Below are 24,735 nucleotides of genomic sequence, written 5' to 3'. Positions count from 1 at the left end.
TAATCCTTTCATTTTTTCTCAAATCCATAGACCCATTTTCCACGTAAAAATAAAAACAGGAAAATAGCGGAACTAATACTCCATGTCAATGGGTAAGCCCAAAATATTACTCTGATATCCGGAATAATACGAACCGTTACAGCAATGTAACTTACGCGGAACAAACACCAGACACAGAACATAACGGTCATCGGTACTGCTGCATTTCCTGAACCTCGAAGCACTGCCGCAATGCAGTGGGAAAATGCTAATAGAAAATAAAATAATGCAATAGTTCTAGATTGCATTACTCCATAATGTACCACATTCGGATCTCTGTTAAATGCTGCGATCAATATCGGCGCTGCTGTGTAAATGATGACTCCTATCAACTCTGCAATGGAAATCGAACAGAGAATCCCAAATCTTGCACCTTTTTTTGCACGTTCATATTGCTTTGCACCAAGATTCTGGCTGACAAAAGTTGTCAACGCCATAGTAAAACAGGTTACCGGCAAAAATGCAAATCCCTCTACTTTGGAATAAGAACCACATCCTGCCATCGCCATTTTTCCAAATGCATTGATATTAGATTGTACAAAAACATTTGCAATCGCAATGACTGAATTCTGAAAACCAGAAGGTACACCATTCTGAATAATCTGCTGTAACATACGTTTATCAAAACGAACCTGCCGCAATTCCAAACGATATTCTGCCTTCACACGCATCAGGTGGACCATACAGAAAATTGCACTGGCAAACTGGGATATCACCGTAGCCAATGCCGCCGAACCAACTCCCATACCAAGACCTGAAATAAAAAATATATCCAGCACGACATTAATGCAGGATGAAATGATCAAATAAATCAACGGATGACGTCCATCCCCTACTGATTGCAGAATTCCTACAAAAATATTATACATAACAACACCGACAGATCCGGCAAAATATGTCCGGAAATACACTATCGATTCCGGCAGTACATCTGCAGGCGTTCCCATCAGCACCAATATCTTCGGTGCCAATACCATCCCTGCAACCATCAATATTAAACCAGACACCAACCCCAAAGCCACTGTTGTATGAATTGATTTCTGCAGAGAGTCTTTCTTCTTCGCCCCATAATACCTGGCAATAACAACTCCTGCTCCCATGGCTATTCCATTAATAAATCCCACCATAAGAAAAATCAAATTTCCCGAAGAGCTGACTGCCGCCAGTGCGTTACTGCCAAGAAAATTCCCCACAATCAGGGAATCCGCTGTATTATATAACTGTTGAAATAAATTTCCAAAAAACAATGGGATTGCAAATAAAATGATTTTTTTGGAGATACTTCCCTCCGTCATTCTCGTTTTACTCTCTCCACCCATAAAAACACCCCTCATTTTCAAATTTTACGCAGATAACCGAAGACCGTCTATCTGCTGATTTTATCCCTCGAAACTATTCAAGTCGAGCAGCCGCGAGACTTGGCGCGTGATTCTGGTCAGCATAAGCTGACACATTCTTTACAGAATCACTGCGCATCCTCGCGGAGCGTTTATCGCTCAAGCGACATTGCCATTCTGCGATATGTATGGCGTTTTCCTCGTATAGCCACACTGTACGCTGTAATATTTTCCGGCAATGCCATCCCCATATATCCACTGTCTCCAATATGATGAATATCTGCACCTGCCATCTTGCACATAAGTGCAATCTGACGGATTGTAGCTTCATCCGCACCTTCCTGAGATGTTCCAATGGTTGTCATCGCCAAAGCACCTTTTTCATGTGCTTTCTTGATAAGCTTTCGTGCATATTCCATTGTAATTCCAGGAACTGTTCCCGGTGCCGGAAGCAATATCACATCTGCTCCCGCATCGACAAATGCCTCTACATCTTTTTTTGTTAAAATCTTTTCGCCAGCCTCTGAAATAATTCCGGATGCATGCATCTTACCTGCCGTAAGAATCACTCTGTCACCAACTGCTTCTTTCAATTTTGAAAGTGCCTGTATGATTGCTTCGTTATCTACTCCTACTCCCGGATTTCCCGTCAGGACAATCATGTCTACTCCCATATCTGCAGCCTTTATTGCATTTTCCACTGTAGCCTGACGTCCTGTTGTAAGATTCCAGACAGATTCTTCTTCTCCTTCTTTTATCACCGCCGGTTCCAAATTAATTGCAACCATTCTTCCTGTCAGACGTTTCACCTCGCGGATTGTATCTTCCGGTGCCACCTGTGGCAATCCCTGAATCATTGGATTATTCACATCAAAAATATTTAGCATAATCAAATCGGTTCCAAGAGATGCTACAAATTCCGCGTTGGTAATATTAACTAACATCGGGGTTACTGTTCCAATCGTCTCCGCTGCCAGCACTCTACCTTCACTCTCAGCAATAGCAGTCAAAAGTTCCGACTTACTATATCGTGACAATTCACTTGCTGTAGTATCTATAAGTCTTTTTGGCATAGTTCTCTCCTTTACACGGTATTCCGTTTACAAATATTATAATTCTCGTTCAACTAGCATATATTATAAGTCTTATTCATACATCTACTGCATATTAATTATTCTATCTTTTCTTATATGCTTATTATAAACAACTTCTCTATAAATACGCAATGAGATTTTTTCGACAAAAACTGCTAATTTTTTCCGCAATTTTTATTATGATTTAGTTCGCGACAACCTACAAACAAGAAAAAGACTATGCACTCCTGCTCAGCTTCGTCGGGCAAGCCCGACTCCAATTCGCTGGATTGCATAGTCTTTTTCTTGCTTTAAGGTGTATCGTGGTTGAAATAGATGGAATGACATTGTTGCACCTGTATCTTCAAGTTTTATTTCTCGTTTTCTGCCTGATATTTCTTATATTCTTCTACAGGCATATCCATGCCGGTATATAGTTTATAAGCTGCAACACCCTGCCACAGAAGCATACCTTTTCCGCCAATAGTTTTTGTGCAACCAGCTTCTCTTGCTTCACGAAGGAGTTTTGTTTCTTCTGGATTGTATACAACATCACATACAATCAAATCCGGACGAAATACAGATTTATCTGTGATTAGAGAAAAATCTTCATGAGGTTTCATTCCTGCCGATGTTCCATTTACCAGAATATCAGCTTTTGCAATTTCTTCTTTTAATTTATCCTGATCATCCAGACAAAATACCTGAACATCGCAATCAGGCACTTCAGCTTTCAGCTTTGCTGCTGTATTTTTTGCACGATCAAGAAAAGGATCATTTGGATTGAAAATAGAAATAGATGCTGCTTTGTCCAATGCACACTGCACCTGGATAGCTGTTGCAGCTCCTCCCGCACCTAAAACTACCATTTTCTTTCCTTTTATATCTACGCCATGATCTTTCAGATTTCCTACGAAACCGATACCATCCGTCATGTGTCCAACTAGTTTTCCATTTTCATTAACGATTGTATTTACAGCGCCAATGATTCTTGCTGCAGGTGATAATTCATCCATGTTCTGGGCTGCTGCTGTTTTGCATGGCATAGTTACATTGCATCCTCTCATCTTAAATAAACGCATCGCATCCAATGCTGCCGGCACCTGATCTTCTTTGATATCAAAAGCCATATAGCTGTAATCCAGGTTATGATAACGGAAACAGAAATTGTACATATCCGGAGAGCCTGAATGTCCTACCGGACTTCCGATTAATGCCAATAAACCTGTTGTTCCTTTAATTCTCTGTTCCATCTTTTATCCTCCTATTAACTCCTGCATTTTTGCATCAGTTAAATCACTAAACTATTATGTAAATTTTATTTATCATCCATCTGACGCAGCTTAAGAATCAGCTCTTCGCAAATCTGCGATTTATCTTTTCCGTCTGTTTCGATGATAATATCCGCTGCCGCCTCATATTTCTCTCTTCGTTTCTCCATCAACTCTGCAATAAATGAAACTGTCTTATTATTTTCAATCAGCGGGCGGTCATGACTGTCTTTGACACGCTCTAAAATGGTTTCCGGTTTTGCAGTCAGAAGAACTACCCGTCCGTTTTTCTTCATTTCAGCGACATTACATTCTCTCATTGGAGTTCCGCCACCGCAGGAAATCACTACATTAGTTTTTGACTGCATCTCGATAAGAAGATTGGTCTCCAGATTGCGAAAATATTCTTCTCCGTGTATTTTAAAAATATCAGAAATAGTCATACCTTCTCTTTCTGCGATAATCTGATCCATCTCAATAACCTCCATGGCAAAGGATGTTTTCAAAAACTCTGAGATAGTACTCTTTCCTACTCCCATGAATCCGATCAGGACAATATTATAGTTAAATTGTTCTCCCATTCTTCTTATCCCCTTCTTATCTGATTATTATTTTTTGTTATTATAGCAGGTGTTTTTCTATATCACAATACATTTTAACGATTTTCCACTTTAAATCGTTAAACTTTTATGTATGATGTCCAGAACCTGTTTCAATTCATGGACACCTATCTGTCCCGGAGCAGAAGCTTTGGAAGCAGCACCAAAAGTCAGTGCGGATCCAAAGGTCTCACCTGTAAGACGGCTTACACCCCCTGTTCCTGCCATGGACATAGTAATAATCGGGCGATCTGCATACTGTTCAGACATTTCCAAAGTAGCTTCTAATAATGTCAGAACATCTTTTTTACAAATTGGCATAAGAGCAATCTTTGGAATATCCGCATCAAGAGATTGCATTTTTCTGAGACGACGTACAATTTCGTCTTTCTCAGGAGTTTTTGCGAAGTCATGATTCGACGCAATCACTTTTACACCATGTGCATGAGCATGAGCAATGATAGAGGATACTATTTCATCCCCGATAAATACCTCCACATCAATCAAATCCACAAAACCGCTTTCTGATACAGCTTTGTTCAACTGTGCATATTGTTCCGGAGAAATTTCTTTTTCTCCGCCTTCCTTAGATGTTCGGAATGTAAAGAGTACCGGAATCTGTCCAAGAGCCTCTTTTAACTGACGGGCTGTATCCAGAACTTCCTGAATAGAGAACACATCTTCGTACCAGTCTACACGCCATTCTGCAATGTCTACCGGAAGAGTAATGAAGGTAGCTGCTTCATTCAGAATTTCTTCACGAGTCTTGCCAACGATAGGAACACAAATTTTCGGGCGTCCTTCACCAATCGTAATATTTCTTACTGTTACTGTATTCATAATAGGTTATCCTTTCTTAAAGCGTTGAATCATAATTGATATTTAACACCTTTTTCAAACTTAATCAAAGAATATTTCTGTCTCTGTCACCTGCTTGATATGTTGTTTTTTCAAACGCAAATATACAAATTCGCGAAAAATAGTATAGAACACTGACAACAGCGGAATAAAAATAAGCATGCCTACAATTCCCATAAGATTTCCACCAATTGTAACTGCTGCCAGCACCCAAATCGACGGAAGCCCTACCGATTCACCTACAACATGTGGATAGATCAGATTTCCCTCAATCTGTTGCAGCACCAAAAATACTATAATGAATAAAACTGCTTGTTTCGGACTTACCATAAAGATTAAAAATGTTCCAACTGCACACCCGATGAAAGCTCCGAAAATGGGCACCAACGCTGTAAACGCAATTAAAACTCCAATCAGAAGTGCATATGGCATCCTCAAAATACTCAATATAACACAAAACATACTTCCAAGAATCACGGCTTCTAAGCACTGCCCTGTAAGAAAGTTTGCAAATGTCCGATAAGTTAAAGAACAAACGTTAAGAATACTATCTGCTTTTTGTTTTGGAAGAAAGGCAAAAAATACTTTTCTCACTTGAACATGCAGCTTTTCTTTCTGAAACAAAACATAACAGGCAAAAGAAAATGCAATGAAAAAAGTTGCCAGTCCACTGACTATAGAACCCACTGCCGACATTGTCGTATTCATCATATTCCCTGCACCATTTCCAAGAACGCTTATTCCCCACTTGATTGCCTGATCTGAATTAAACTGTAATTGATTTACCAGCTTCATAATCTCCTGGTTATTATGGGAAAATTCCCGAATCCATCTTTGCATCTGCGGGACAAAATCAGCGATACTCATCATTAAAGTTCCCATTGTCCGTGTAAGCTGTGGAATTACACCAAACATCACCACTGCAATCACACCAACCACCAATACGATTGTAAGAAGCAGACTTACCGGTCTTGCCAGTTTTTCAGTTGCCTTATTTTGCTTTTTAAAAATTTTCTTTTCTAAAAAACTCATTGGCACATTGGTCACAAATGCAATTGCTCCACCAAGCACAAATGGAAATATAATCTTCCACATTGCTTTTAGCACATCGAGCACCACGTCAAACTTCCACAAGGCAACCACAAGAAATGCTGTAAATACAATCAGTTCCCGAATTTTTTTAATAGTTATTTTGCTTAATTCCACAATCTTCCTCCTCTTTCTAAAATACAGATGTCATAGATTTACAATACTCACTCAAAATTTCTGGTAATATTTGTAAGCCATTTCTTTCTGAAATAGTGAATAAACACCACAGGCATTTTTTCAAACTCATCCAACGTCATAACAAAGTAAACCCAGATGGGCGGTAATTTTAAAACATACGCTGCAATAAATGTAGTAGGAACTGCAACAAGCCACATAAATATGAAATCTATAATCATTCCAAATTTAGAATCGCCGCCTCCTCTGAAACATCCACATATAAGACAAGTATTAATGCCTTCTCCTACTAGACGCCAGGTTGTCATCATTATAAAAACGCCCAGATAATAAATGGCAGCCTCTGTTAATTTATCCCGATAGAAATCTAATATCAACGGACGAATTGCCAGAATAATGACACAACCTATCAGACTTACAATAATTGTTATTCTGAGCATGCGTTTCCCATATTCTCTGGCTGTATCAATGCGGTCTTTACCCAACTCCTGGCTGATAATAATAGTAGTTGCGTTGGCAAACCCGCGACAGGCAATAGCACCAATATTTACCACCATAACAGCAACGGCATTTGCAGCGACCATATCATCGCCAATATGACCAAAAATTGCTGCAAATGTTGAAGCAGCAAAACTCCAAATAACATCATTTATTACGGCCGGAGCAGCAATTTTCATAAAGTCCTGAAACAAAATTCCTGATTTTGCAAAGAAGTATTTTATCCGGAATCTGACATCAGAACTCTTTAATGAGTAGATAAGGCAAATCACTACTTCTGTGATTCGGGCAATAACAGTACCAAGGGCAACACCGGTAACGCCAAGCTTTGGGAATCCAAACAGGCCAAAGATAAAGGTCGCATTACAAAGCACATTGACACATAAAGAAACAATGTACGTAATAGAAGGCAGCATTATTTTTCCAATACTTCGAAGAGCACTCATAAAAACTTGTGAAAATCCCATAAATATAAATGAAAATGAAATTACCTTCAAATACTCACTTCCGGCTGCAATCGTACCGGGACTATTTGTAAAAAACTTCATAACCATTGTTGGCATGGTAAATGAAACAACGAAAAATATCAGCGAAACAATCAGCGAGATCCGTTCCGCCAGACCGAGAATCTTTTCTACTGTTTTTTTATCCCCTTTTCCCCAGTACTGAGCACACAAAACAGAAGTACCTGTAGCCATACCATAATATAAACAGAACAGAATAAAAGTATACTGGTTAGCAAGTGATGAAGCTGACATAGCAGTCTGGCTTACATATCCAAGCATTACTGTATCAGCAATATTTACCAATGTTCCTATCAGATTTTGAAGCATAATCGGAAATGCTAATTTTGATGCATATTTTAAGAAATCCTTTTTATTTAACATGTAAATCGTTCTTCCTTAATCCTGACAATTTGTAATATTGTAATATCTTCAAGTCATGCTAACATCTATCAAAAAAAATGTCAAAATAAATTACTTTTTTTCTTATTTATTCCTTGGCTTTATCCCCAGAATACAGTATTCATGATAAGCACTGTTCAAAAAAGCAACATCCAACACCTGTCAACTTCCCCCTTTACACAACACAAAATTCATGCTATTGTATTCCTACATCTTCAGAGACCTTCTTTTCTCTGAATTTTCTAAGCCGCAAGGCTCTCATCTCGGGTTTCGAATTCCGAAACATAATCCGATATGAAAAGAAATGCTTTTGACAAGTTGATAATTGGAGATTTCTATATTATTTTCACTTCAGTGGTGTATTTTTTGTTGTCTCTTTGTCATTGCATTAAGTAACTGAAAACTTTATAATGAAAGGAGACTTTAATTGACGAAAGGTACAAAAGATACGATTCAATGGCATCCGGCTTTTCAGGCATCAATCCAGATTGAATTTGAAGCAGAAGCCGAAAAACTCACCTTTGAGCCAGAGCATTTATTATCGAAAAAGCCCATGCAGATGGATGAGTTGATTATCAAAGTAGCTGAAAATGAAGTGATTCACAAGAATATCGGCAGGATTTTCAAAAGATACAATATCCTTGAATACAAAAGTCCGGATGACAATTTAACAATTAACGATTTTTACAAAGTGTATGGATATTGCTGTTTTTATCAGTCCGACACAGACAAAGTCTGCGAGATTCCGCCACAAGAATTAACTATTACTTTCATATGCAACCATTTCCCTAGAAAGATGATTCAACATCTAAAGGACTTTCGAGGTTTGGACACTATTCCTATGGATGCCGGAATTTATTATATAACCGGGGATGCTTTTCCAATACAACTTCTCGTAACAAAAGAGTTGGATCCAAAAGAAAATCTTTGGTTGCAGAGTTTACGTAAGAATATGACAAATCCCCAAGAAATTGAAACACTTCTCAGAGAATATGAAATTAAAAAATCATCAAAACTATATCAAGCTGCAATGGATGTAATCACCCGTGCGAACTGGGTTGCAGTAAAGGAGGTTAAAACGAATATGTGTGAAGCATTAAAAGAATTAATGGCAGAAGAATTTCAAGAACAGGAAGAACTTGTGACCAAACGAGTAACGGAAGAAGTAACCGCGCAAGTAACGAAACAAGTAACTGAGCAAGTGACCGAAGAATTTATCCGAACTTTATTTAAGCATATTACCGATGCTGACAAACTGGCTGAACTATTGAATTTACCTGTAGAACAAATCAATAAAGTGTTGAATAGGTGATCATTCCAACTCTTCATCCCTTTTCTAGCTCCTTTTGATTTGCTATTTAGTTCACGACGACCTCTAAGCAAGAAAAAGACTATGCACTCCTGCGGGAGCTTCGTCGGGCAAGCCCGACTCCAATTCGCTGGATTGCATAGTCTTTTTCTTGCTTTGTGGTGTACCGTGATTGAAATAGGTGGAGCGATGATGGATTTACTTTTCTGGTGTCTGATGTATCTATATTCTGGGTTTATTTGCTGTCGCAGATGCTTTTTTGACAACTGATGTATCTGCACTGCCTTGATATTCATTGTTGCAGATGCTCTTTTTTAGACCGATGTAATCCGCAACTTACTTTTCTTTAAACTTGCAGATGCTTTTCAGCCTACCTGTCATGTACAATTGCATCTACATCTTGCCTTTTCTAAAACCTGAGGATGCTTCCTTTACAAATTTTGCATCTACATCCCACGTTTTCGATAACGTGAGGATACTCCTCATCAAAATTTTGCATCTTCAACTTGCCCTTTCTATAACTTGAGGATGCACCTCTCAGAACTTGTGCCAATACATTACTTACAAAAAATTGATATAAGAAATTCGAGCGAATATGGAGTGAGCGGGTGACACTTAGAGCGTAAATTTTTGCGTTAATGAATTTGAACGAACGTGTTTGAAGCTGCGTAGCAGCAAGTTTGAGTTCAAATTCATTTGCTTTTAGCAAAAATTTACGCTCTTATGTGTCACCCGCTCACGGAATCTGAGTAAGAATTCTTATATCAATTTTTTGTAAGAAACGTATAGCTATCCATTAAACCAATTTAAACCTTGCTACATCTTCATGTGGATTTACTTTCGCCATACCTATCTCATCAAATTGTGCTGTGAATGGTACGAAGCTTTCCTGCATTGCCTGAAACGCCTTCTGCATCTGTACTTTATCCAGTGTTTTTCCTAAAGTTATATGTGGCAGCCATGAAAACGGCTTATAATATTCACTCATTTTTATCTCTGGAATATCAAAAAATGTACTATATACTTCCTCAGACAATTCAAACAACTCCTGATTCAACACAGGAGTTGCATACATTACATATGGAAACAGCTGGCCTACCGAGACAACCTTCATGCTGCCTGAGTATAATTTTCCATTCAAAGTTTCAAATGCTGGTTTTAGAACATTGACATTTCTTGCCTCAATCGCAGCTATTGTCATATGTGGCGGCACACGATTCTCAATCATAAAATGATTATTTGTTTTCTCAGCAATTTTGTCTATATACCACTGCAGGGTTTTATTTGTTTGCTTGTCAAAATAAATTGAAATAAGATACATGGGTTTGTCTCCTTAGGTGAAAAGGTGGCTTCAATCAGCTTGAATTTTTGACATCTTCTCACTGATAGTATGATATATTTCTTCTGTCGCCGAATCATTTTCACCATTTACAACTAATGTTTTTCCATCTACACTCATAACTACATATGAATGACAGGACGAATGTGTATAACGGATATAATTTCCATAAACATCATTTCTAAAATTTCCCATAGCATATTTAAAATTTCCCAAACCATTGGTTCTATAATCATTCGAGTTCTGTAATGAATTCTCTTCGTATGAGATACTGTCAATCTGCGTATAGTCTACTGTATAATCGCTCCATCCCTGCGCCTCGATAGTAAAATTGTTATCTTGGAACTGAATGTCAATGCTTCCCCAAAACAAAGTCACTATAATAAATATAATCATTAAAATTGTTACGATTCCGTACACCACCATTACTTTTTTGTTATACTGAATTTTTAATTTTTCTCCGGTTCCTATCTTTTTCTTATAAAAGAGATAGGAATAAAGAACACTGATGATTGCGGCTGCCATAATACTTACAATATACAAAACGAGTGCTGCTATGCTTTCTGCAAAAAGACCGCAAAGCATGCACAGAATACTTGATGCCACCCATATCTTTCCACTGAATCTATGCGTTGCATTCCAGTTTTCTTCATCCTGCAATGTCCATACGACCCTGATTCCTATCGTATTGTTCTGTTTTACCTTTGGCAGATAATTTCCTATAACCATAAACATTAAACCTGTTCCATAATAAATCAATGCCATAAATAAATTCTCTGTATCTGCTCCCATGTTGACCAATCTGGCAATACCGTTATAAATCAATGTAATAACAGGTATGATCCATATGGTCATCCCTATAACCTTGCGACTTTGTTGTCTGTTCCTGTTATCATAAAATATGATTGTCACAAGCGCACATTGCATCACTATAAAAAATAGATTTAACCACTTACCCTGTATACTCGTAAATCCTACCAGAATCCCTGCAAGAATTACCAGTGCAGAGCTAATTAATGTCCCTCTATAATTTTTTATCATTTCCTTCATCGTCCGATGCTCCTTTCAAGTCTGTTATCCATAACATGACATCTTCCAACACGGAAGTGTTTAATTCATAATAAATAAACTTTCCTTCTCTTTGGTTTCGAATCAAATCAGCCTCCTTTAATACTGCCAGATGTCTTGATATAGATGCTCCCGTTACTGAAAAATGTTCGCATATCTCTCCGGCTGAAAGCCGACCATTTTTCAACAAATTCAAAATCTCTCGTCGTATTGGATCAGCCAATGCTTTTAATGTATCTTGTATACCCAAAAATTCATCCCACCTTTTCATTTAACATTTAACTTAATTGTTAAATGTATTATAATTCGAGGTACATTATGTGTCAAGAAGCAATTACTTTATACTTACTATAAATCTGTGAACAGTAAGGACCCAGCAGGGATTGTTCCCTTCTGAGTCCTTATAATTATTAAAATTCTTTCTTTTTCATAACTCTCATACTGTACTTATACGAAGCAAACCATACCAATAGGCTTAAAACAATAAGCGAAATCGCGATTTCAAAATCTCCTATTTCTCCTATCATATACGAAATGCTTTCTTTTAATCCCAATTTAGTCTCAAGAAAATGTCCAATTGTATAACAAACTGCAAAAATGATTAAAATTGCAATTGGCAACACCATTCGTCCTTTCTCTCCTTCAAACCTTAACCGAATTGCAATCACGATTCCCGCAATCGCCTGAAACACAAAGATTGTGATTAATTCCATTATCAACATTTCCACATCAAAAAATTCTCCCGGTTTTATGAGTACCATAATTCCTGCACAGATTACTCCCATCCCCCATCCGCACACTGTCATAATAAAAGAAAAAATATATTTTTCTCTAACATATATTTTTCTATTTATAGGTAAAGAAAATAAATATGTGTAGCCATGCTCATTTTCATCATAACTAATCGTATTCCCTGAATATACCGCCATAACGGATGGAATATACATTGCAATGAAGGAAACTCCCGTTTTTCCCGTTAATATAAAAAATAATGTAACAAGCGCCAACACCAGAAAAAGATTGCTGCCTTGCCGGAAAAACAACCGAAAGTCCTTTTCCAAAAGCCCTCTGATTCCTTTCATTATCTCTCGCCTCCTGTCAACATAAGAATCACCTGATCAAGTGAGCCACTCTCCACTACGATTTCTGGATAATTTTCCACATAATACTGCTTCTCGTTCGTCAGGCAGGAAATTCCAAAGCTCTCTTTTTTCTCTTTCAAAATGTATCTTTTATCCACTTCCTGATATTGCGCCTCACTGACTTTCAACACCGCATATTTTTCAAGAATCGTATCCATCTCTTCATGAAGTATAATCTTTCCTTTATGGATCACATAAATGTCATCACACAGATGTTCTAAATCTGAAGAAATGTGTGAACTAATCAGGATGCTTCTCTCCGGCTCTTCTTCCATATATTCTCTTAAAATATCCAGCATCGTTTCCCTTGCTCCGACATCAAGTCCTGCTGTCGGCTCATCTATAAAATTAGGCATCCCTCTCCCAGCCCTCTAAAACACTGGCTTTAACGTCAGAGACACGAGTGTATCGTGTTCACTATTGTTCTCAAAGCGTTAGCTCTACTCCTTCTTGTTCCAGTGCAGCACTCAACTGTTTTGCATAAGTCACCTGTCCACACTTTTTCATTCCATATAAGATTCTTAAACATATATTTCTTTGTTTTAGTTTTCTTATGAGATATGTTCCGTCAAACGCCTTAGAGACTATGTCATCATGAACCTCTTCCAAATGTTCAACCGCTAAGAAACTATTACTCATCTCACTAAAACATAATAGTGTATTTAATGTATTCATAGAAATGCTGGATAAATATTTTTTCAAAATCTCCCCATTCTTTTGTATTTTGCGTAAATCGAACCCTATCTCTTTACCCTTGTTGTCAGATTTACTTTTCTCAGAATAGTATCTAACCAATGAAGCGTATTCTTTTAATTCATTTTCTGTAATTGACCCGAATACTTTCTCGCATCCAATATTTACCGAAAACTCTCTATTTTCCTTAATTAGATTTACAGCATCTGAAAATTCTTTACTTCCGAGATGATATTCTTGCTTAATCTCATCTTTGACTTCTTTGAATTTCTCTGTTCTCCATTCTTCATATACAGGAAGCCGCTTCGAAATATCCCATATATCTGCTCTCGACAAGCTCTTGGTAAATGTTCCTAGCGAATATTCAAAGATACAATTATCCAGAAAATATATCAAATCATCAAATTTTTTCATTACTTCCTTAAATTCTGTTTCTAACAATTCAATACTTACATGAGAAATTTTGTTTTTTATCATATGTGGTTCATCTTCTTTATTTAGTTCATATTTGAAGGCATCCCCCTCTTCATCGAAATAATAAAAGTAAATCATATCTTCTATATTCTCAAAATATGCAGGAATTCTTCTGTCAATATTCTTCTTATCACATGCTAATTTATATAGGCATTCAATACTATGCGTGTGTAATTCTTTTTTTCTTTCCTTTAAGACTTCCTCAGAATAACATATCCCTTTCTTTTCCTCTATTCGCCATAACATTTTTATGACAATCTTCAAAGATAGCTCAATACTGTGTCTGGCGTTATAAACGATAGGATATACTAACAGATCTTCAACTTCGGAACCTGTTTTCAATGATTCCGTCAGAAGTTCAACGGTACGCTTGAACCCATTTCTTATATCCTCATCGGTAGTTCCCCCATTGTCACCTACGCATGCAATAATTGTATCTTCTTCATGAAATTCAAACGGATTTTCCATCTTCTATCATCCTCTTTCTTCGAATTTAACTTATCGATAAGTATATCATAAATACAATTTATGCACACCTTTTGTTATCTACACTTTTATATTCCAACCACAACAACCGGGAAATTCTTCCCGGTCGTTGCAGATTATTTTCTAATTCAGATTATAAAGTTTTTAATACGTTCAGGTCTTTCTTGTTTAAGGCTTTTCTCAATCTTACATTTTCTTTTTCCATTTGCTCTTTTTCACGTTTCAGCTCCCGGATCTGTTCTTCTAATACATTGATCCGATTCTTCAGTACAATGTCACCTATGTATCTTTTGGGGTCTATCATTCCTGCCTGCTGCTCCAGAGCACGATCCATTTCTTTTCTGACCGTTTCATTCTTATAAAAGAATCCTCTGGACAATCCTGTCCTCTTTGTCAGTTTTGGGACCGTCACTTTTTCCCGTTCTGTCAGCATCTGCCTGATTTCTGTCACTGCCCTGTTTACTTTTTCTTCACTGGCTTTTTTATTGCAGGCTATCATCGAATCGTATTTTTTCATATTCTTCCTCCCATCCTTCCAGACATTCCAGTACCATCTTAGATAATCGGTTTCTTGTTTTTCGTGTATCATCTGCCAGTATTTTGTTGCTCATCTTTCTGTAATACTTTACATTTCTCAGGCTTCTATGCCCCAGTAGTCTTGCGATTGTCCAGTCATCCACATGCATCTCGGCAAGCTTCATGCCATAAATATGCCGATACATGTGAGAACCGAATCCAAAATATTCTCCCTTATCATCTCGGAGATTTTCCTGATATATTTTATCTGTAATTTTTTGCTGGACTGTAGCATATTTCATTGGTTTTGAAGGATCACTTAAACTTGTAAAAATGTATTTACCTTTTCCGTGCTCCTTTTCTCTGTATCGAATCGCTTCCTTTATTAAGGCAGCCAGTTCCTGACTAATCGGTTTTTCATAAAAATGTGTTTTCATTTGGTGGATCTGTATTATGGTTTCACCGTCTTTTTCAATCAGGCAGTCTGTCCTGAGTGTCAGTGTATCTGACATTCTTGTTCCAAGCATTTGATGAATAAGCATAAGTCTCGCCGTCTGCACATCCACTTTCGTAAGGAAAGCATTAAATCGCTTTAATTCCTGATCGGAATAAATTTTGATTTCTCCCCTTATATCTGGTGGAATATCCCGATTCAAAATTAAATCCTTTACCTGCGGATATTGATAGACGTCAGCTACCATATTCAGCAATGCCCGCAGTCTCGTCAGCTCCGCCCGATATCTTTTTGTCCCGGTATCTTCTGTTTTCATGTATATCAAATACTCTTCCATGATTTTCCTGTCCAGCTTTGAGCAGGAATCTACTTCTTTATTGTTTTCCTTCAGATATCTTGAAAACCTTCGAATGGCAGTCATTTCTTTTTTACAGTACCGATGCTTTCTGTTTTCAGTTGAAAATAAATTGCCTTTTTTACTTCCTCTCTGAGATCCTGTTGGGAGATTTCCTTAAAATTTATAATTCTGGTCGTGCGCGTCAGATCCTGTTTCACTTGCATATCAAGTTTTTCAAGTTGCCAGACATCCTTTGTCATCTCATCTACATCAGCATCTCTTAAATCAAGGAAATAATCTATTAATCGGTCAATATAGTGTAATGTCTTTGCCTGTGATACCGTTTCATTCCCACAATGGGATTTTGAAATTTCTGTCAGGGGCAATCCCTGCTGTAAAAGCCATATTTTCATCTGCTGCTTCCATTTTTCTTTGTCCCAGTCCAAAAAACTTTCCGGTCTGTCTCTTCTGGTTTGCAGCATTTTACATAAATGATGGTAAAATCTTCTCTCAGTATAAAATTTTTCCGCCCCAAGCTGTTGTCCTCTGTATTTCAGGAACTTCCTCATTTCTTTCTGCATCTGTACAGACGGCAGTAAATCAAGGTCATACGAAGGTTCTGTTCCCATTCGTATTTTTGAAATTTCACTTGCTTTCTCATAGGAGTCCAATTTTTTTATGTAAAATTTATTTTCCACGTTTGCACTTCTTGATTCCTGATGCCAGGCTGTTTTCTCCTTTCCTGAAAAACTCCTGATTCGCTGCTGAAATTTTCTTTGGCATAAAATCCACATACTGCTGTGTCATCTCTTCATAATCATGTCCCAGATAGTCCCGGATACTCTGAAGAGGGACTTCGTCATCATATAACAGAGTCGCTATCGTATGGCGGAAATCATGTGATTTAAAATCATACCCTTTGAAAATATCCTGCCTCTTATTAAACAGTTCTTTCATTTGCCACTTAAACGAACCATACTGATATGCCCCTCCCCGTTTGTTTTGAAAAACATAATCCTCACTTCCAATATGATATTTTTCCAAATATCTTTTCATAATCTTATAAAGAACATCTGGAATCGGTACTCTTTTGTATGTTCGCATTTTCATCTGATAAACCTGTATCCACGCATCTCTTCCCTGCCAGGAATAAGCATCCCCTTTCAGGGTGCATACTTCACTGATCCTTAGTCCAATCAGCATAGAATGTAAAAGGATCAATCTTGGAATTTCAGGGAAATTTTTTAATTCTCTCAGAATCCTCTCATATATTTCCATCTCTACGCTTCGGTTATTATGACAATGTATTTCTTTTTTCAAATAATACTCATAACGAAATGGTATCCTGTCTATGATTTCTTTCGTCTGCAGATATTCATATAGCTGATAGATTGCTATAACAATATCATTAAAATAAGAAGCTTCTTTTAACTCAATTATCTGGAAATATTTTTTTATTTCGGTTTCTGATGCAAGTTTCAGCTCCATCGCGGTTTCTTTTTCCATCCACATGACAAATGCCAGAATCCTGTAGAATTCGGCTTGTATGCCACTCATTGCCAAATGTGTAACACCCAGACAGTATTTCATGTATTCCTGCAAAATTTCCCGGTTCTCTCTTTTTTCTATGCCCATAAAGGAAAATTTTTTCACAGGATTGGATGGGTTGACTCTATATTGTTCCAGATGCAGTCTTTCCAAATACCAGACTGTTGAATCCCATAAAATATTCTTGGCATGGCAGAAAAGATATTTCTGACATTCTCGGAGTTCTCTTTCTGCAAGCTCTTTTGCATATGCCGTATCTGCATATTTTTCAAGTTTATCGGCCTGTACCTGTGTAATATATCTTAAATCCTCAATATGTTCCTGCATACAAAATTGATATACCACCTTCAAACCGTTTAACCGCATTGTGCATTCTCTCAGCATTATGTCACGCAGTACGACATCTTCGATAATTTCTAAAAGCTGACGCTTGCATAGCTCTGAGCCGTTTACACGAAAATCCCAAACTAATTTATCAATGGCAACTTTGCAGTCATATCTTTCTGCGATTGCCGGATTTGGGTGATATGGTAAAAAGAGCAGTTCGCGGATTAAATCTGTATTCTTTGCTATCTCCTGCTTTCCTTTTAACGTATTGGCATGCTTTCTGATTGCATATAATTTTGCCTTATCCATTCCACGTAAATAACTGCGTACTGCTGAATCAGAATAAGTGCTTTTCAGATATTTCCGATAATCCACTCTAAGCTCATAATCGATGTCTGCTATATGCCACACTTCATTTTTTACCAAGTATGCTTTCAGACAGCCTTTTCCAGAGTTGCTGTCCATGCTTTCATCTAATTCCCGGCTCAGTTCTTCTATCTTCTTTTCCCGTTCTTCACTTGATGTCCATTGTTCTTCCGGCTCCCAAGCAAACACCCTTCTTGCCGGCATCTATCTTCACCTCCTGCTTTCCAAAAACTGTTCTACTCCGTAAAGTTTGGAATATCGGCGGTAAAATTCCTGACTTGCTGTTTTCAGCTTGTCATCTAAAACATTCAGATATCGTATGGTTGTATCGAGATGCTTGTGTCCCAGTGCCTGGCTGATCATTTCCAGCGGCCAGTCTGCTTCCCACCTCGTATTTGCATAATATCTTCGAAGCATGTGCGGTGTGATCTTGATCCCAGTCTTTTTCTCCATGCGTTCAAACATATCGTAGACGCTGTCTACTCTTAACGGCTTCCCTATGGTATCCCCTTTGATGTTAATAAACAGGTATTCCTGTTTTTGCAGGATGTCCCAGTATTCCCCGATATAATAAAGCAGGAATTCAAAGGTATCATCGCTCACCCGTCCTCTTCGCTCTTCGGCATTTTTTGCTCTTGCATCGTTTTCATTATCATCCCGGAAGTCTACCCGGATCTCATGGTTTTCGTAATCGATGTCTTTGGTATAATCAATTCCCAAAATTTCACCGATGCGGAATCCCAGTTCCGATGTCAGTAAGATCAACACCTGATCCCTGCAGTTTGTACAGGCTTCTAAAATCGTTACGATTTCGTTCCGTTCGGCTGCCCGGACGTTTCGTTCCTCTTCTTTTAAGTATCCTTTAAATGACCGGGAGCGGATGGTTCTTCTGACCCCGATGGCATTTGCCTTTGTGATCGGCTGATTATAGGATAATACCGACAGGCAGGAACCGTTATTTCTGACTACTTCTAAAAAAGAATAAAACCTGAACACTTCTTTTAAGTAAGCGTTACAGGTTTTATTCTGCGGTTCTTTATCCAAATTGTCGGTATGTTTCCCAGCTTTCAGCCATTTCAGATATTCTGCGAAAAAATCATATTGCGTTTCGTAATCCATTCCATAGACATCTTCTGCTTCATGTTCTTCTTCCAGCAGATATTCCCAGTAGTAGGCAAGGGCAAATGCATTTCTCCGTATAGTATTCGGGGAACGGTTTGCCCGCACCTGATGCATTAGATACTTGCTTGGCAGCAACACAATTTCCAGTGTTTCCATATCCCGTATAAAGAAATATTTTACGGAACCTTCTCGCTGCATTTCCACTTTATATCGCTTCATGTTGTCTGCCTCCTTTCCTCTAACGCTATACACAGTATACCCAACTCATGCCAATAAAGCTATCACCAATACCACCAATTCGCTCCAAACCGCCCCTGAAATACCACTAAACTTTTTGTCCTGTCTGCTACCCGGATCTGGGCAGAACCAATAACGCCACGGATGTTCTCAGCTATAGTACCGCTCCACTTTCCGGCTTCGGATAAAATTTTCTACTTCTTCGATCCGTTCTGCCATTTGGCACTTTGGCAGTGCTTCCAGAACATCACTCCGATACCTGCCTTTCTTTGCTGTCCGGTGATCCAAAATGGACACAACGCAGGTGTCCTGCTCCGTGCGGATTGCCCGGCCGAATCCCTGCCGCAGCTTCTTCTGCATATCCGGGACTACGATGGTCTGGATGTAGGATTCCAGGGATCGGTACTGCTCCTTTTGTGCTTCATGGATGGGGTCCGGAACAGAAAATGGCAGTTTTACGATGATGAGAGACGATACCATGTCCCCCGGAAAGTCCACACCTTCCCAGCAGGAGCCGGCTGCGAACAGCACTGCATTCTCCATCTTCTTAAACCGTGCAATCTCTTCCTGGGAGTTTCTCCATACCTGCACCATCGGGAACGGGATCTGATCCCGCAAAAGCTGATGCACATTTCCCATCAGGGTATAAGATGTGAACAGTACCAGCGTATGCCCGTAAGTGGAACACACCAGATCACGGATCTGCCCGGCAAGCTGCTCGGCCTCTTCCCTGCTTCCCTTTTTCATAGGTCTTAAATGCTCCGGGATGTAAAGCAGACAGTTCTCTTTGTAACAGAATGGGGATTCTGCCACACACTCCCGGACGCCCGTTTCTTTTTCCAGCCCGGTCATCTGTCTGGTTCTTGCAAACCCGTTCCCGGCTTTTAAGGTGCCGCTGGTTAAGATCGCCGGAAATCCCCGGCTCCATAAAGTCGCATCCAGATACTTCGGGATCTCCCGGTTGACTGCCATAAAGGTTAAATGTCCCCGGCTGTCCTGCTGTAAAAACAAAATATATCGCTTGTCGTTCTTTAAAAACCATCCGAACAGCTCTTCCATCTCTTCCATCCGCCGAAAGATCCAGTAAGGAATATTCCCGGCAAGCCTTTTGATCATAAGCTGAAGCCTTTCCTGCATCTGGGCTAAGGCTGTGCCAGCTCCCGGCGGAAAATAAAAACTTTCTTTTCCAGCCATGTCCTCTGTGCCATCTTTCCGATGCTTTCGGATCTCCGCCTGAAGTGCAGAAAACCCTTCCATCAGCCGTTTTCCATCCGTGCCTTTATGCTCTCTGCCTAAAAAGTAAGCAATCTCCTGCACATCTTCCCTTCCAATGCTTCTTCCATACATCTGGCTGGCGGCTTCCGGGAGTTTATGGGCCTCATCCACAACCAGAGCCCTGTAATCTGCCAGAAGCGGCCGGTACCCATTTGCCCGGTGCATGGCATCTGCCAGAAGATAATTGTGATTGCAAATCTGTAAAAAAATGTCCTCTTTCCTGGAACTATCCAGATGCTTCTGATAACGGCATTCTACTTTTCCCGGACACTCCCTAGGGCAGAATTTTGGTACGCACACCAGCCTGCGGTCAAAACCGCTCAGGTTATGTACGGAATCTAAATCAAAGTTATGCCGGAGGGACTTCAATGCCTCCATCTGTGCCTGATTTTTATTCTTGTCCCGGACTGCCTCTAATCTCTGGGCCAGCCTGTAATCGCATACAAAATGTTCCTTTCCCTTGCGGACGACTGCTTTTAATTCTCCCTGAAGCAGATCTGCTTTTAACAGTACATCCGATAAGAAAGGAACATATTCCTCTATGATGGCTTTCTGTAAGGCGATACTGGAAGTGGATACCACTACAGACCGCCTGTCACATCCCGAATAACCGGAATGCAGTACACTATATTTCCGCATCAGGATGCAGGCTGTCAGATAGGCATAGGTCTTTCCGATGCCGACTCCTGCATCACAGAGCGTGATTTCATTTTTCATAAGGGCATCCAGCATTTCATGGCAGAGACGGATCTGTTCTTCCCTTACATGAAGCCCGGCTTCCGGGAGAAGCTCCCGAAAGATCTGTTCCACTTCGCCATGTGCCCTTTTCTGATATTCATTTTTATAACACATTACTTCTCCTTGCCAGAAAGCTTATCTTACCGTACCCTTACGGACGGGTCTGGTCGCTTCCGGTGTATTCTGTCCCTGTTCCTGCATTTTCTTTATGGCAGCATTCCCTCTTGCCATCATCCTTCGGATATCCGTCCGGGAAACATTCCATGTCCTTACTTTCTGAGGAGCTTTCCTTACCTGCTCGGACAAATGGCATTCACAGAGTTTCGGATATACCACCATTGCTTCCGGTAATTCCAGCGGATACTCGATCATGGGATGGTACACAATATCCCGGATCACCTGCTCATAACATTCCATCTGCATTCTTGCCGTACTGTCCTGATAGATATTTTTCCCTTTCATGGCACTGTAGACCTGCGATGAGATGTATCCCAACGCTTCAAAACTACAGTACCCATACGGAGTCACGCCGGAAAGGGAATCCGGATCTTTTAAGGCATTCAGATAAACTTCTTTTCCCTGGGCGATCAGCCACATCCGAAAATCGGAAAAACTGTCATCACTGCACCCTGCTTCCATCATAATACCTGCCGCTGTCCATAAGCCGTACTTATAAGCCGCATCCCGGTAACTGTAAACAAGATTGTGGAATTGGAGGACATCCTCCGGTGTCATATAGAAGAGCTGCTGCTTGATCCACACTGCCGAAGCATCCAGATCGGTGCCGCACACTTCCTTTGCTTTTTCAATCAGATTCCAGAATTGATCCTTGCTCATTCCACTTCTTTTTGTTTCTTCCATCTGTTCTCTCCCCTTGATGTGACGTTAATACCACAAGAATACGGCTGTAGTCTCCCACAGCCGCATGGTATCTGATATCAACGACACACTTCTTCATTGATTTCTTTTTTATCTTGCTGTTCCGCATTTGACCTCGCACCCCCGGAACTATCCCTGTATTTCTTCTGGGAAAGGGGACACTACAGGCGGGCGGCTGGCCTGCCGCCGCTCACAGATGTCCTGAGGGTCTTTCTGATTACAACCCGGAGTCCATCTTCCGCTCTTTGGCTGGTAACGTGTATCATTATCCCCCGTCCGTGATCCTGGCGAAAGGCTGCCACCGCCTTATTCACAGCTATGCTTCCTCGCTCCAAGTCTAAGAATCTTTACCCTATACTTAATCATGGCGCTCATGCTGTCACGCTTCTACGGTTGGGAACGTACCTGTAGTGCCGATATTCACTTGCCAAAGAACAGCCGAGGGATGTCCCTCTGCTTACTAGCCGATAGCAGTGTATATTTTTATTCATCCTACAGAAAAATTTTTTATCTTGCATCCCCGGATCTTTTTTTCTTCTTTGCCGGATGCTTCTGCTGTGCATCGTTCTTCTGGCTTTTCTTCTGTTCTTTTTGTTCCTGCGGCGGCATCTTCATCACATGGAGTTCTCCGTTAAACAGAGTAAAAATTTCCGGTGACTGATATTTTTCTTTAAACTTTTCAATCTGCTCCGGTGTCAGCGAAGTAAAATCATCTTCTGTCAGCCCTACCACAAGGAAAGTTCCGGCTATGGCATCATAAATCTGTCCGTGGTCATCATATAACGCCCGATTCAGTGGCAATCCCTCAAATTTTCCATTACCGTTTAAAAGGATTCCAACTTCATCTTCAAACGGATAGGTCATTTCAATGTCACCGCCTACTGCCTGCTGCAGATTCTCCAGCTCATTCGGGATGCTTTTGACATAAGGTGCTTTCATCGGCTCAACTATCAGTACCGTCATCATTTCTTCCTGCATTTCGGACACTTCTTTTTCATCCATCGTATCAATCCTCCTGTCTGTTCGTTCTAATCATCAGCCGGGCAAAAGGGAGGATTTTATTCACACCGCATGGATTTTCTGATTTTTTCCCGTAATCTCCGCAGTCTTGTATAAACCGTCTGCTCCGGCAGTTCCATGTGATGGCTGATCTCTTTTGGTGCATATCCCATCATCTTCAGGACAATCATCTGAAGGGTTTTCTTATCAGTTGATAACAGAATCTGAAGCAGTTCTTCATTCTCTACGGTATCCAGCAGGGCTTCCACGCTCTCTGGCTGGGACTCTTTCGTTTCTTTTTCTTCCAAGAGCAGTTCCATGCAGTCCAGAAGTGAGGTCTGGTGTTCCCGGAATCTCCGCTCTGCCTTGAAATCCTCCCAGTCATACTCCCGGAGCTTCTGGATCGTCTCTTCTTCCACGCCCTGTTCACGCAGAATCTTCTCTTCCTCTGCTTTCCACTGGTTCCATCTATATTCTTCTTTTGCTTTATTGTAAGCCACTTATGTTTTCCTCCGATCTGAATTTTTGCGAAATCAAATCGGAGTGTGGCGGTGACCTGGCTCGTTCTTCCTGTCTACAGGAATGTCCGGCATCTCTGCTGTCTCCCTGCAAACACGGATCTCCTTTGTCATCATATCTTTACAAAGGCACAGTGTATCGGATGCACCTGTCAGCTAACGGTCAGAAACCTGTCAATTGACGGTCAGTTTTTATCACCTTCTTTCCAGAATAAATAAAAATAAGACGGACAATCTTTTTACGGATCATTCGCCTTACTTCTTTTCGCTTTCTTTATTCAATTCAAATTTGTAACCTATATCCCTGACACTGATGATGCAATTCCCGGCACCATCTTCAACGACATTCAGCTTTTTTCTCAATCGCTTTACCAGACACCATATGATATTTTTAATATCACCAACAGGATAATCTTTCCAGACAAGCTGGTAAATCTGTTCAAACGTGTATACTCTCATCGGTGTCGCTGCTAATAAGTATAAAAAATTATATTCTTGTCGTGTTAAATGTAACGCTACATCATTCCAAAATACTTTATGTTTCTTATGATCCATTACAAGTTTTCCTTTATCAATCATCGTTTCGGATTGCTTTTGAGTTATTTTTTGTTTATTATTTCGTCGTGCCAATGAAAAAATCTGCAGATCTACTTCTTCTGTAGTGCTATTTATATCCATTACACAGTCTGCACCAGCGTATATTAATTCTTTTTTCCATGACATACACAATAAAGAAGAAGTATCCGTCAAAATAATAATTGGTATCTGCGTTATCTTTCTAATAGCAGATATAATATTACTTATGTTCTCTTTATAAATGATCACTCCTATTATAAGCACATCATAAGAAAATAAACTCAAATTATGCAATAAAATTTGTAGATTTTCTGCATAATCTGAGTTTACCTCATTGAATAGTTTTTGATATGATTGATTGTCAAAATATGCTAATATTTTGTATTTTGTGTCTTTCATATTTCTATTTTAAAAAAGCAACACTTTCTATTTCTTCACAGGAAAATCATCAAATGCATTGTCATTTTTTGCAAAGCACACTTTCTTGCCGCATGCTCTGATATTCGCATGTGATCAGGTACAAATGTG

22 protein-coding genes and 2 pseudogenes are annotated in these 24,735 nt (G+C 39.5%); 1 reads left to right on the top strand and 23 read right to left on the bottom strand.

Annotated elements, in window-relative coordinates:
* Window positions 1–8: 8 nt before the first annotated feature.
* The 7 genes and pseudogenes from LQE94_RS07850 to LQE94_RS07820 form a co-directional block, all read right to left on the bottom strand.
* Entirely contained in the window at window positions 9–1,358 is a 1,350-nt protein-coding gene (locus LQE94_RS07850) for an MATE family efflux transporter (RefSeq protein ID WP_240577371.1), read from the bottom strand.
* A gap of 170 nt (window positions 1,359–1,528) precedes the next feature.
* Complete coding sequence (locus tag LQE94_RS07845) at window positions 1,529–2,449, bottom strand: DUF7916 family protein (RefSeq protein ID WP_118725060.1); 921 nt, start codon at window positions 2,447–2,449, stop codon at window positions 1,529–1,531.
* A gap of 371 nt (window positions 2,450–2,820) precedes the next feature.
* Window positions 2,821–3,702 (bottom strand): shikimate dehydrogenase, encoded by an 882-nt coding sequence (gene aroE, locus LQE94_RS07840; protein WP_240577370.1) that lies wholly within the window; start codon window positions 3,700–3,702, stop codon window positions 2,821–2,823.
* Between the two features lie 65 nt (window positions 3,703–3,767).
* Window positions 3,768–4,289: pseudogene (locus tag LQE94_RS07835) on the bottom strand (shikimate kinase); the annotation flags it as partial.
* 102 nt (window positions 4,290–4,391) lie between these two features.
* Window positions 4,392–5,159: a type I 3-dehydroquinate dehydratase gene (aroD, locus tag LQE94_RS07830; protein WP_240577369.1), complete on the bottom strand. Its 768-nt coding sequence runs from the start codon at window positions 5,157–5,159 to the stop codon at window positions 4,392–4,394.
* 60 nt (window positions 5,160–5,219) lie between these two features.
* Complete coding sequence (locus tag LQE94_RS07825; protein ID WP_240577368.1) at window positions 5,220–6,383, bottom strand: AI-2E family transporter; 1,164 nt, start codon at window positions 6,381–6,383, stop codon at window positions 5,220–5,222.
* A gap of 47 nt (window positions 6,384–6,430) precedes the next feature.
* Complete coding sequence (locus tag LQE94_RS07820) at window positions 6,431–7,786, bottom strand: MATE family efflux transporter (RefSeq protein WP_240577367.1); 1,356 nt, start codon at window positions 7,784–7,786, stop codon at window positions 6,431–6,433.
* 445 nt (window positions 7,787–8,231) lie between these two features.
* Between LQE94_RS07820 and LQE94_RS07815 the strand changes: the two genes are divergently transcribed.
* Window positions 8,232–9,116 carry a 3-isopropylmalate dehydrogenase gene (locus LQE94_RS07815; protein WP_240577366.1) on the top strand — a complete coding sequence of 295 codons (885 nt, stop codon included), beginning with the start codon at window positions 8,232–8,234 and terminating at the stop codon, window positions 9,114–9,116.
* 793 nt (window positions 9,117–9,909) lie between these two features.
* On the opposite strand, the gene LQE94_RS07810 is transcribed toward LQE94_RS07815, so the two are convergent.
* From LQE94_RS07810 to LQE94_RS07735, 16 genes and pseudogenes are all read right to left on the bottom strand, one after another.
* On the bottom strand, window positions 9,910–10,434 hold the full coding sequence (locus LQE94_RS07810) for a 2'-5' RNA ligase family protein (protein ID WP_240577365.1): 525 nt from the start codon (window positions 10,432–10,434) through the stop codon (window positions 9,910–9,912).
* Window positions 10,435–10,464: 30 nt separating this feature from the next.
* On the bottom strand, window positions 10,465–11,502 hold the full coding sequence (locus tag LQE94_RS07805; protein ID WP_240577364.1) for an SdpI family protein: 1,038 nt from the start codon (window positions 11,500–11,502) through the stop codon (window positions 10,465–10,467).
* A complete protein-coding gene (locus LQE94_RS07800; RefSeq protein ID WP_022074984.1) occupies window positions 11,477–11,770 on the bottom strand; it encodes an autorepressor SdpR family transcription factor in 294 nt (97 codons plus the stop codon). Before LQE94_RS07800 ends, LQE94_RS07805 begins: the two co-directional genes overlap by 26 nt.
* A 160-nt stretch (window positions 11,771–11,930) precedes the next feature.
* Window positions 11,931–12,602, bottom strand: coding sequence for an ABC-2 transporter permease (locus LQE94_RS07795; RefSeq protein ID WP_240577363.1), 672 nt, complete (start codon window positions 12,600–12,602; stop codon window positions 11,931–11,933).
* Window positions 12,602–13,006 (bottom strand): annotated as a pseudogene (locus LQE94_RS07790) (ABC transporter ATP-binding protein); the annotation flags it as partial. The pseudogene LQE94_RS07790 and the gene LQE94_RS07795, both read right to left, overlap by 1 nt.
* Before the next feature lie 82 nt (window positions 13,007–13,088).
* Complete coding sequence (locus LQE94_RS07785) at window positions 13,089–14,297, bottom strand: hypothetical protein (protein WP_055155795.1); 1,209 nt, start codon at window positions 14,295–14,297, stop codon at window positions 13,089–13,091.
* Between the two features lie 151 nt (window positions 14,298–14,448).
* Entirely contained in the window at window positions 14,449–14,832 is a 384-nt protein-coding gene (locus LQE94_RS07780) for a DUF6262 family protein (RefSeq protein WP_173691398.1), read from the bottom strand.
* Window positions 14,798–15,601: a tyrosine-type recombinase/integrase gene (locus LQE94_RS07775; RefSeq protein WP_240577362.1), complete on the bottom strand. Its 804-nt coding sequence runs from the start codon at window positions 15,599–15,601 to the stop codon at window positions 14,798–14,800. The genes LQE94_RS07780 and LQE94_RS07775 overlap by 35 nt, the downstream gene beginning before the upstream one ends.
* Before the next feature lie 101 nt (window positions 15,602–15,702).
* A complete protein-coding gene (locus LQE94_RS07770) occupies window positions 15,703–16,320 on the bottom strand; it encodes a hypothetical protein (RefSeq protein WP_240577361.1) in 618 nt (205 codons plus the stop codon).
* Window positions 16,310–18,067 carry a tyrosine-type recombinase/integrase gene (locus tag LQE94_RS07765; RefSeq protein WP_240577360.1) on the bottom strand — a complete coding sequence of 586 codons (1,758 nt, stop codon included), beginning with the start codon at window positions 18,065–18,067 and terminating at the stop codon, window positions 16,310–16,312. The genes LQE94_RS07770 and LQE94_RS07765 overlap by 11 nt, the downstream gene beginning before the upstream one ends.
* Window positions 18,068–18,073: 6 nt before the next feature.
* Window positions 18,074–19,204 (bottom strand): tyrosine-type recombinase/integrase, encoded by a 1,131-nt coding sequence (locus LQE94_RS07760; RefSeq protein WP_055155791.1) that lies wholly within the window; start codon window positions 19,202–19,204, stop codon window positions 18,074–18,076.
* Between the two features lie 168 nt (window positions 19,205–19,372).
* Complete coding sequence (locus LQE94_RS07755) at window positions 19,373–21,349, bottom strand: ATP-dependent DNA helicase (protein WP_055155790.1); 1,977 nt, start codon at window positions 21,347–21,349, stop codon at window positions 19,373–19,375.
* A 21-nt stretch (window positions 21,350–21,370) separates the two neighbouring features.
* Window positions 21,371–22,096 (bottom strand): DUF4240 domain-containing protein, encoded by a 726-nt coding sequence (locus tag LQE94_RS07750; RefSeq protein WP_117802418.1) that lies wholly within the window; start codon window positions 22,094–22,096, stop codon window positions 21,371–21,373.
* A gap of 525 nt (window positions 22,097–22,621) precedes the next feature.
* Complete coding sequence (locus LQE94_RS07745; protein ID WP_173907335.1) at window positions 22,622–23,116, bottom strand: DUF3846 domain-containing protein; 495 nt, start codon at window positions 23,114–23,116, stop codon at window positions 22,622–22,624.
* Window positions 23,117–23,172: 56 nt separating this feature from the next.
* Window positions 23,173–23,613 carry an ECF-type sigma factor gene (locus LQE94_RS07740; protein ID WP_173907336.1) on the bottom strand — a complete coding sequence of 147 codons (441 nt, stop codon included), beginning with the start codon at window positions 23,611–23,613 and terminating at the stop codon, window positions 23,173–23,175.
* Window positions 23,614–23,886: 273 nt separating this feature from the next.
* Window positions 23,887–24,606 (bottom strand): winged helix-turn-helix transcriptional regulator, encoded by a 720-nt coding sequence (locus LQE94_RS07735; protein ID WP_240577359.1) that lies wholly within the window; start codon window positions 24,604–24,606, stop codon window positions 23,887–23,889.
* Window positions 24,607–24,735: the final 129 nt, after the last annotated feature.

Origin of the sequence: Mediterraneibacter sp. NSJ-151, from assembly GCF_022487435.1 — a bacterium.
Taxonomy (GTDB): Bacteria; Bacillota; Clostridia; order Lachnospirales; family Lachnospiraceae; genus Schaedlerella; species Schaedlerella hominis.
Note: the sequence above shows the minus strand (reverse complement) of the source record. Positions and strands in the feature narration are given on the sequence as shown.

Excerpts from the sequence above, each read along its gene's own strand:
- LQE94_RS07850 (WP_240577371.1), bottom strand. The coding sequence starts at position 1,358 with ATGGGTGGAGAGAGTAAAACGAGAATGACGGAGGGAAGTATCTCCAAA.
- LQE94_RS07845 (WP_118725060.1), bottom strand. The coding sequence starts at position 2,449 with ATGCCAAAAAGACTTATAGATACTACAGCAAGTGAATTGTCACGATAT.
- aroE (WP_240577370.1), bottom strand. The coding sequence starts at position 3,702 with ATGGAACAGAGAATTAAAGGAACAACAGGTTTATTGGCATTAATCGGA.
- aroD (WP_240577369.1), bottom strand. The coding sequence starts at position 5,159 with ATGAATACAGTAACAGTAAGAAATATTACGATTGGTGAAGGACGCCCG.
- LQE94_RS07820 (WP_240577367.1), bottom strand. The coding sequence starts at position 7,786 with ATGTTAAATAAAAAGGATTTCTTAAAATATGCATCAAAATTAGCATTT.
- LQE94_RS07810 (WP_240577365.1), bottom strand. The coding sequence starts at position 10,434 with ATGTATCTTATTTCAATTTATTTTGACAAGCAAACAAATAAAACCCTG.
- LQE94_RS07805 (WP_240577364.1), bottom strand. The coding sequence starts at position 11,502 with ATGAAGGAAATGATAAAAAATTATAGAGGGACATTAATTAGCTCTGCA.
- LQE94_RS07795 (WP_240577363.1), bottom strand. The coding sequence starts at position 12,602 with ATGAAAGGAATCAGAGGGCTTTTGGAAAAGGACTTTCGGTTGTTTTTC.
- LQE94_RS07785 (WP_055155795.1), bottom strand. The coding sequence starts at position 14,297 with ATGGAAAATCCGTTTGAATTTCATGAAGAAGATACAATTATTGCATGC.
- LQE94_RS07780 (WP_173691398.1), bottom strand. The coding sequence starts at position 14,832 with ATGAAAAAATACGATTCGATGATAGCCTGCAATAAAAAAGCCAGTGAA.
- LQE94_RS07775 (WP_240577362.1), bottom strand. The coding sequence starts at position 15,601 with ATGAAAACAGAAGATACCGGGACAAAAAGATATCGGGCGGAGCTGACG.
- LQE94_RS07765 (WP_240577360.1), bottom strand. The coding sequence starts at position 18,067 with ATGCCGGCAAGAAGGGTGTTTGCTTGGGAGCCGGAAGAACAATGGACA.
- LQE94_RS07760 (WP_055155791.1), bottom strand. The coding sequence starts at position 19,204 with ATGAAGCGATATAAAGTGGAAATGCAGCGAGAAGGTTCCGTAAAATAT.
- LQE94_RS07755 (WP_055155790.1), bottom strand. The coding sequence starts at position 21,349 with ATGTGTTATAAAAATGAATATCAGAAAAGGGCACATGGCGAAGTGGAA.
- LQE94_RS07750 (WP_117802418.1), bottom strand. The coding sequence starts at position 22,096 with ATGGAAGAAACAAAAAGAAGTGGAATGAGCAAGGATCAATTCTGGAAT.
- LQE94_RS07745 (WP_173907335.1), bottom strand. The coding sequence starts at position 23,116 with ATGGATGAAAAAGAAGTGTCCGAAATGCAGGAAGAAATGATGACGGTA.
- LQE94_RS07735 (WP_240577359.1), bottom strand. The coding sequence starts at position 24,606 with ATGAAAGACACAAAATACAAAATATTAGCATATTTTGACAATCAATCA.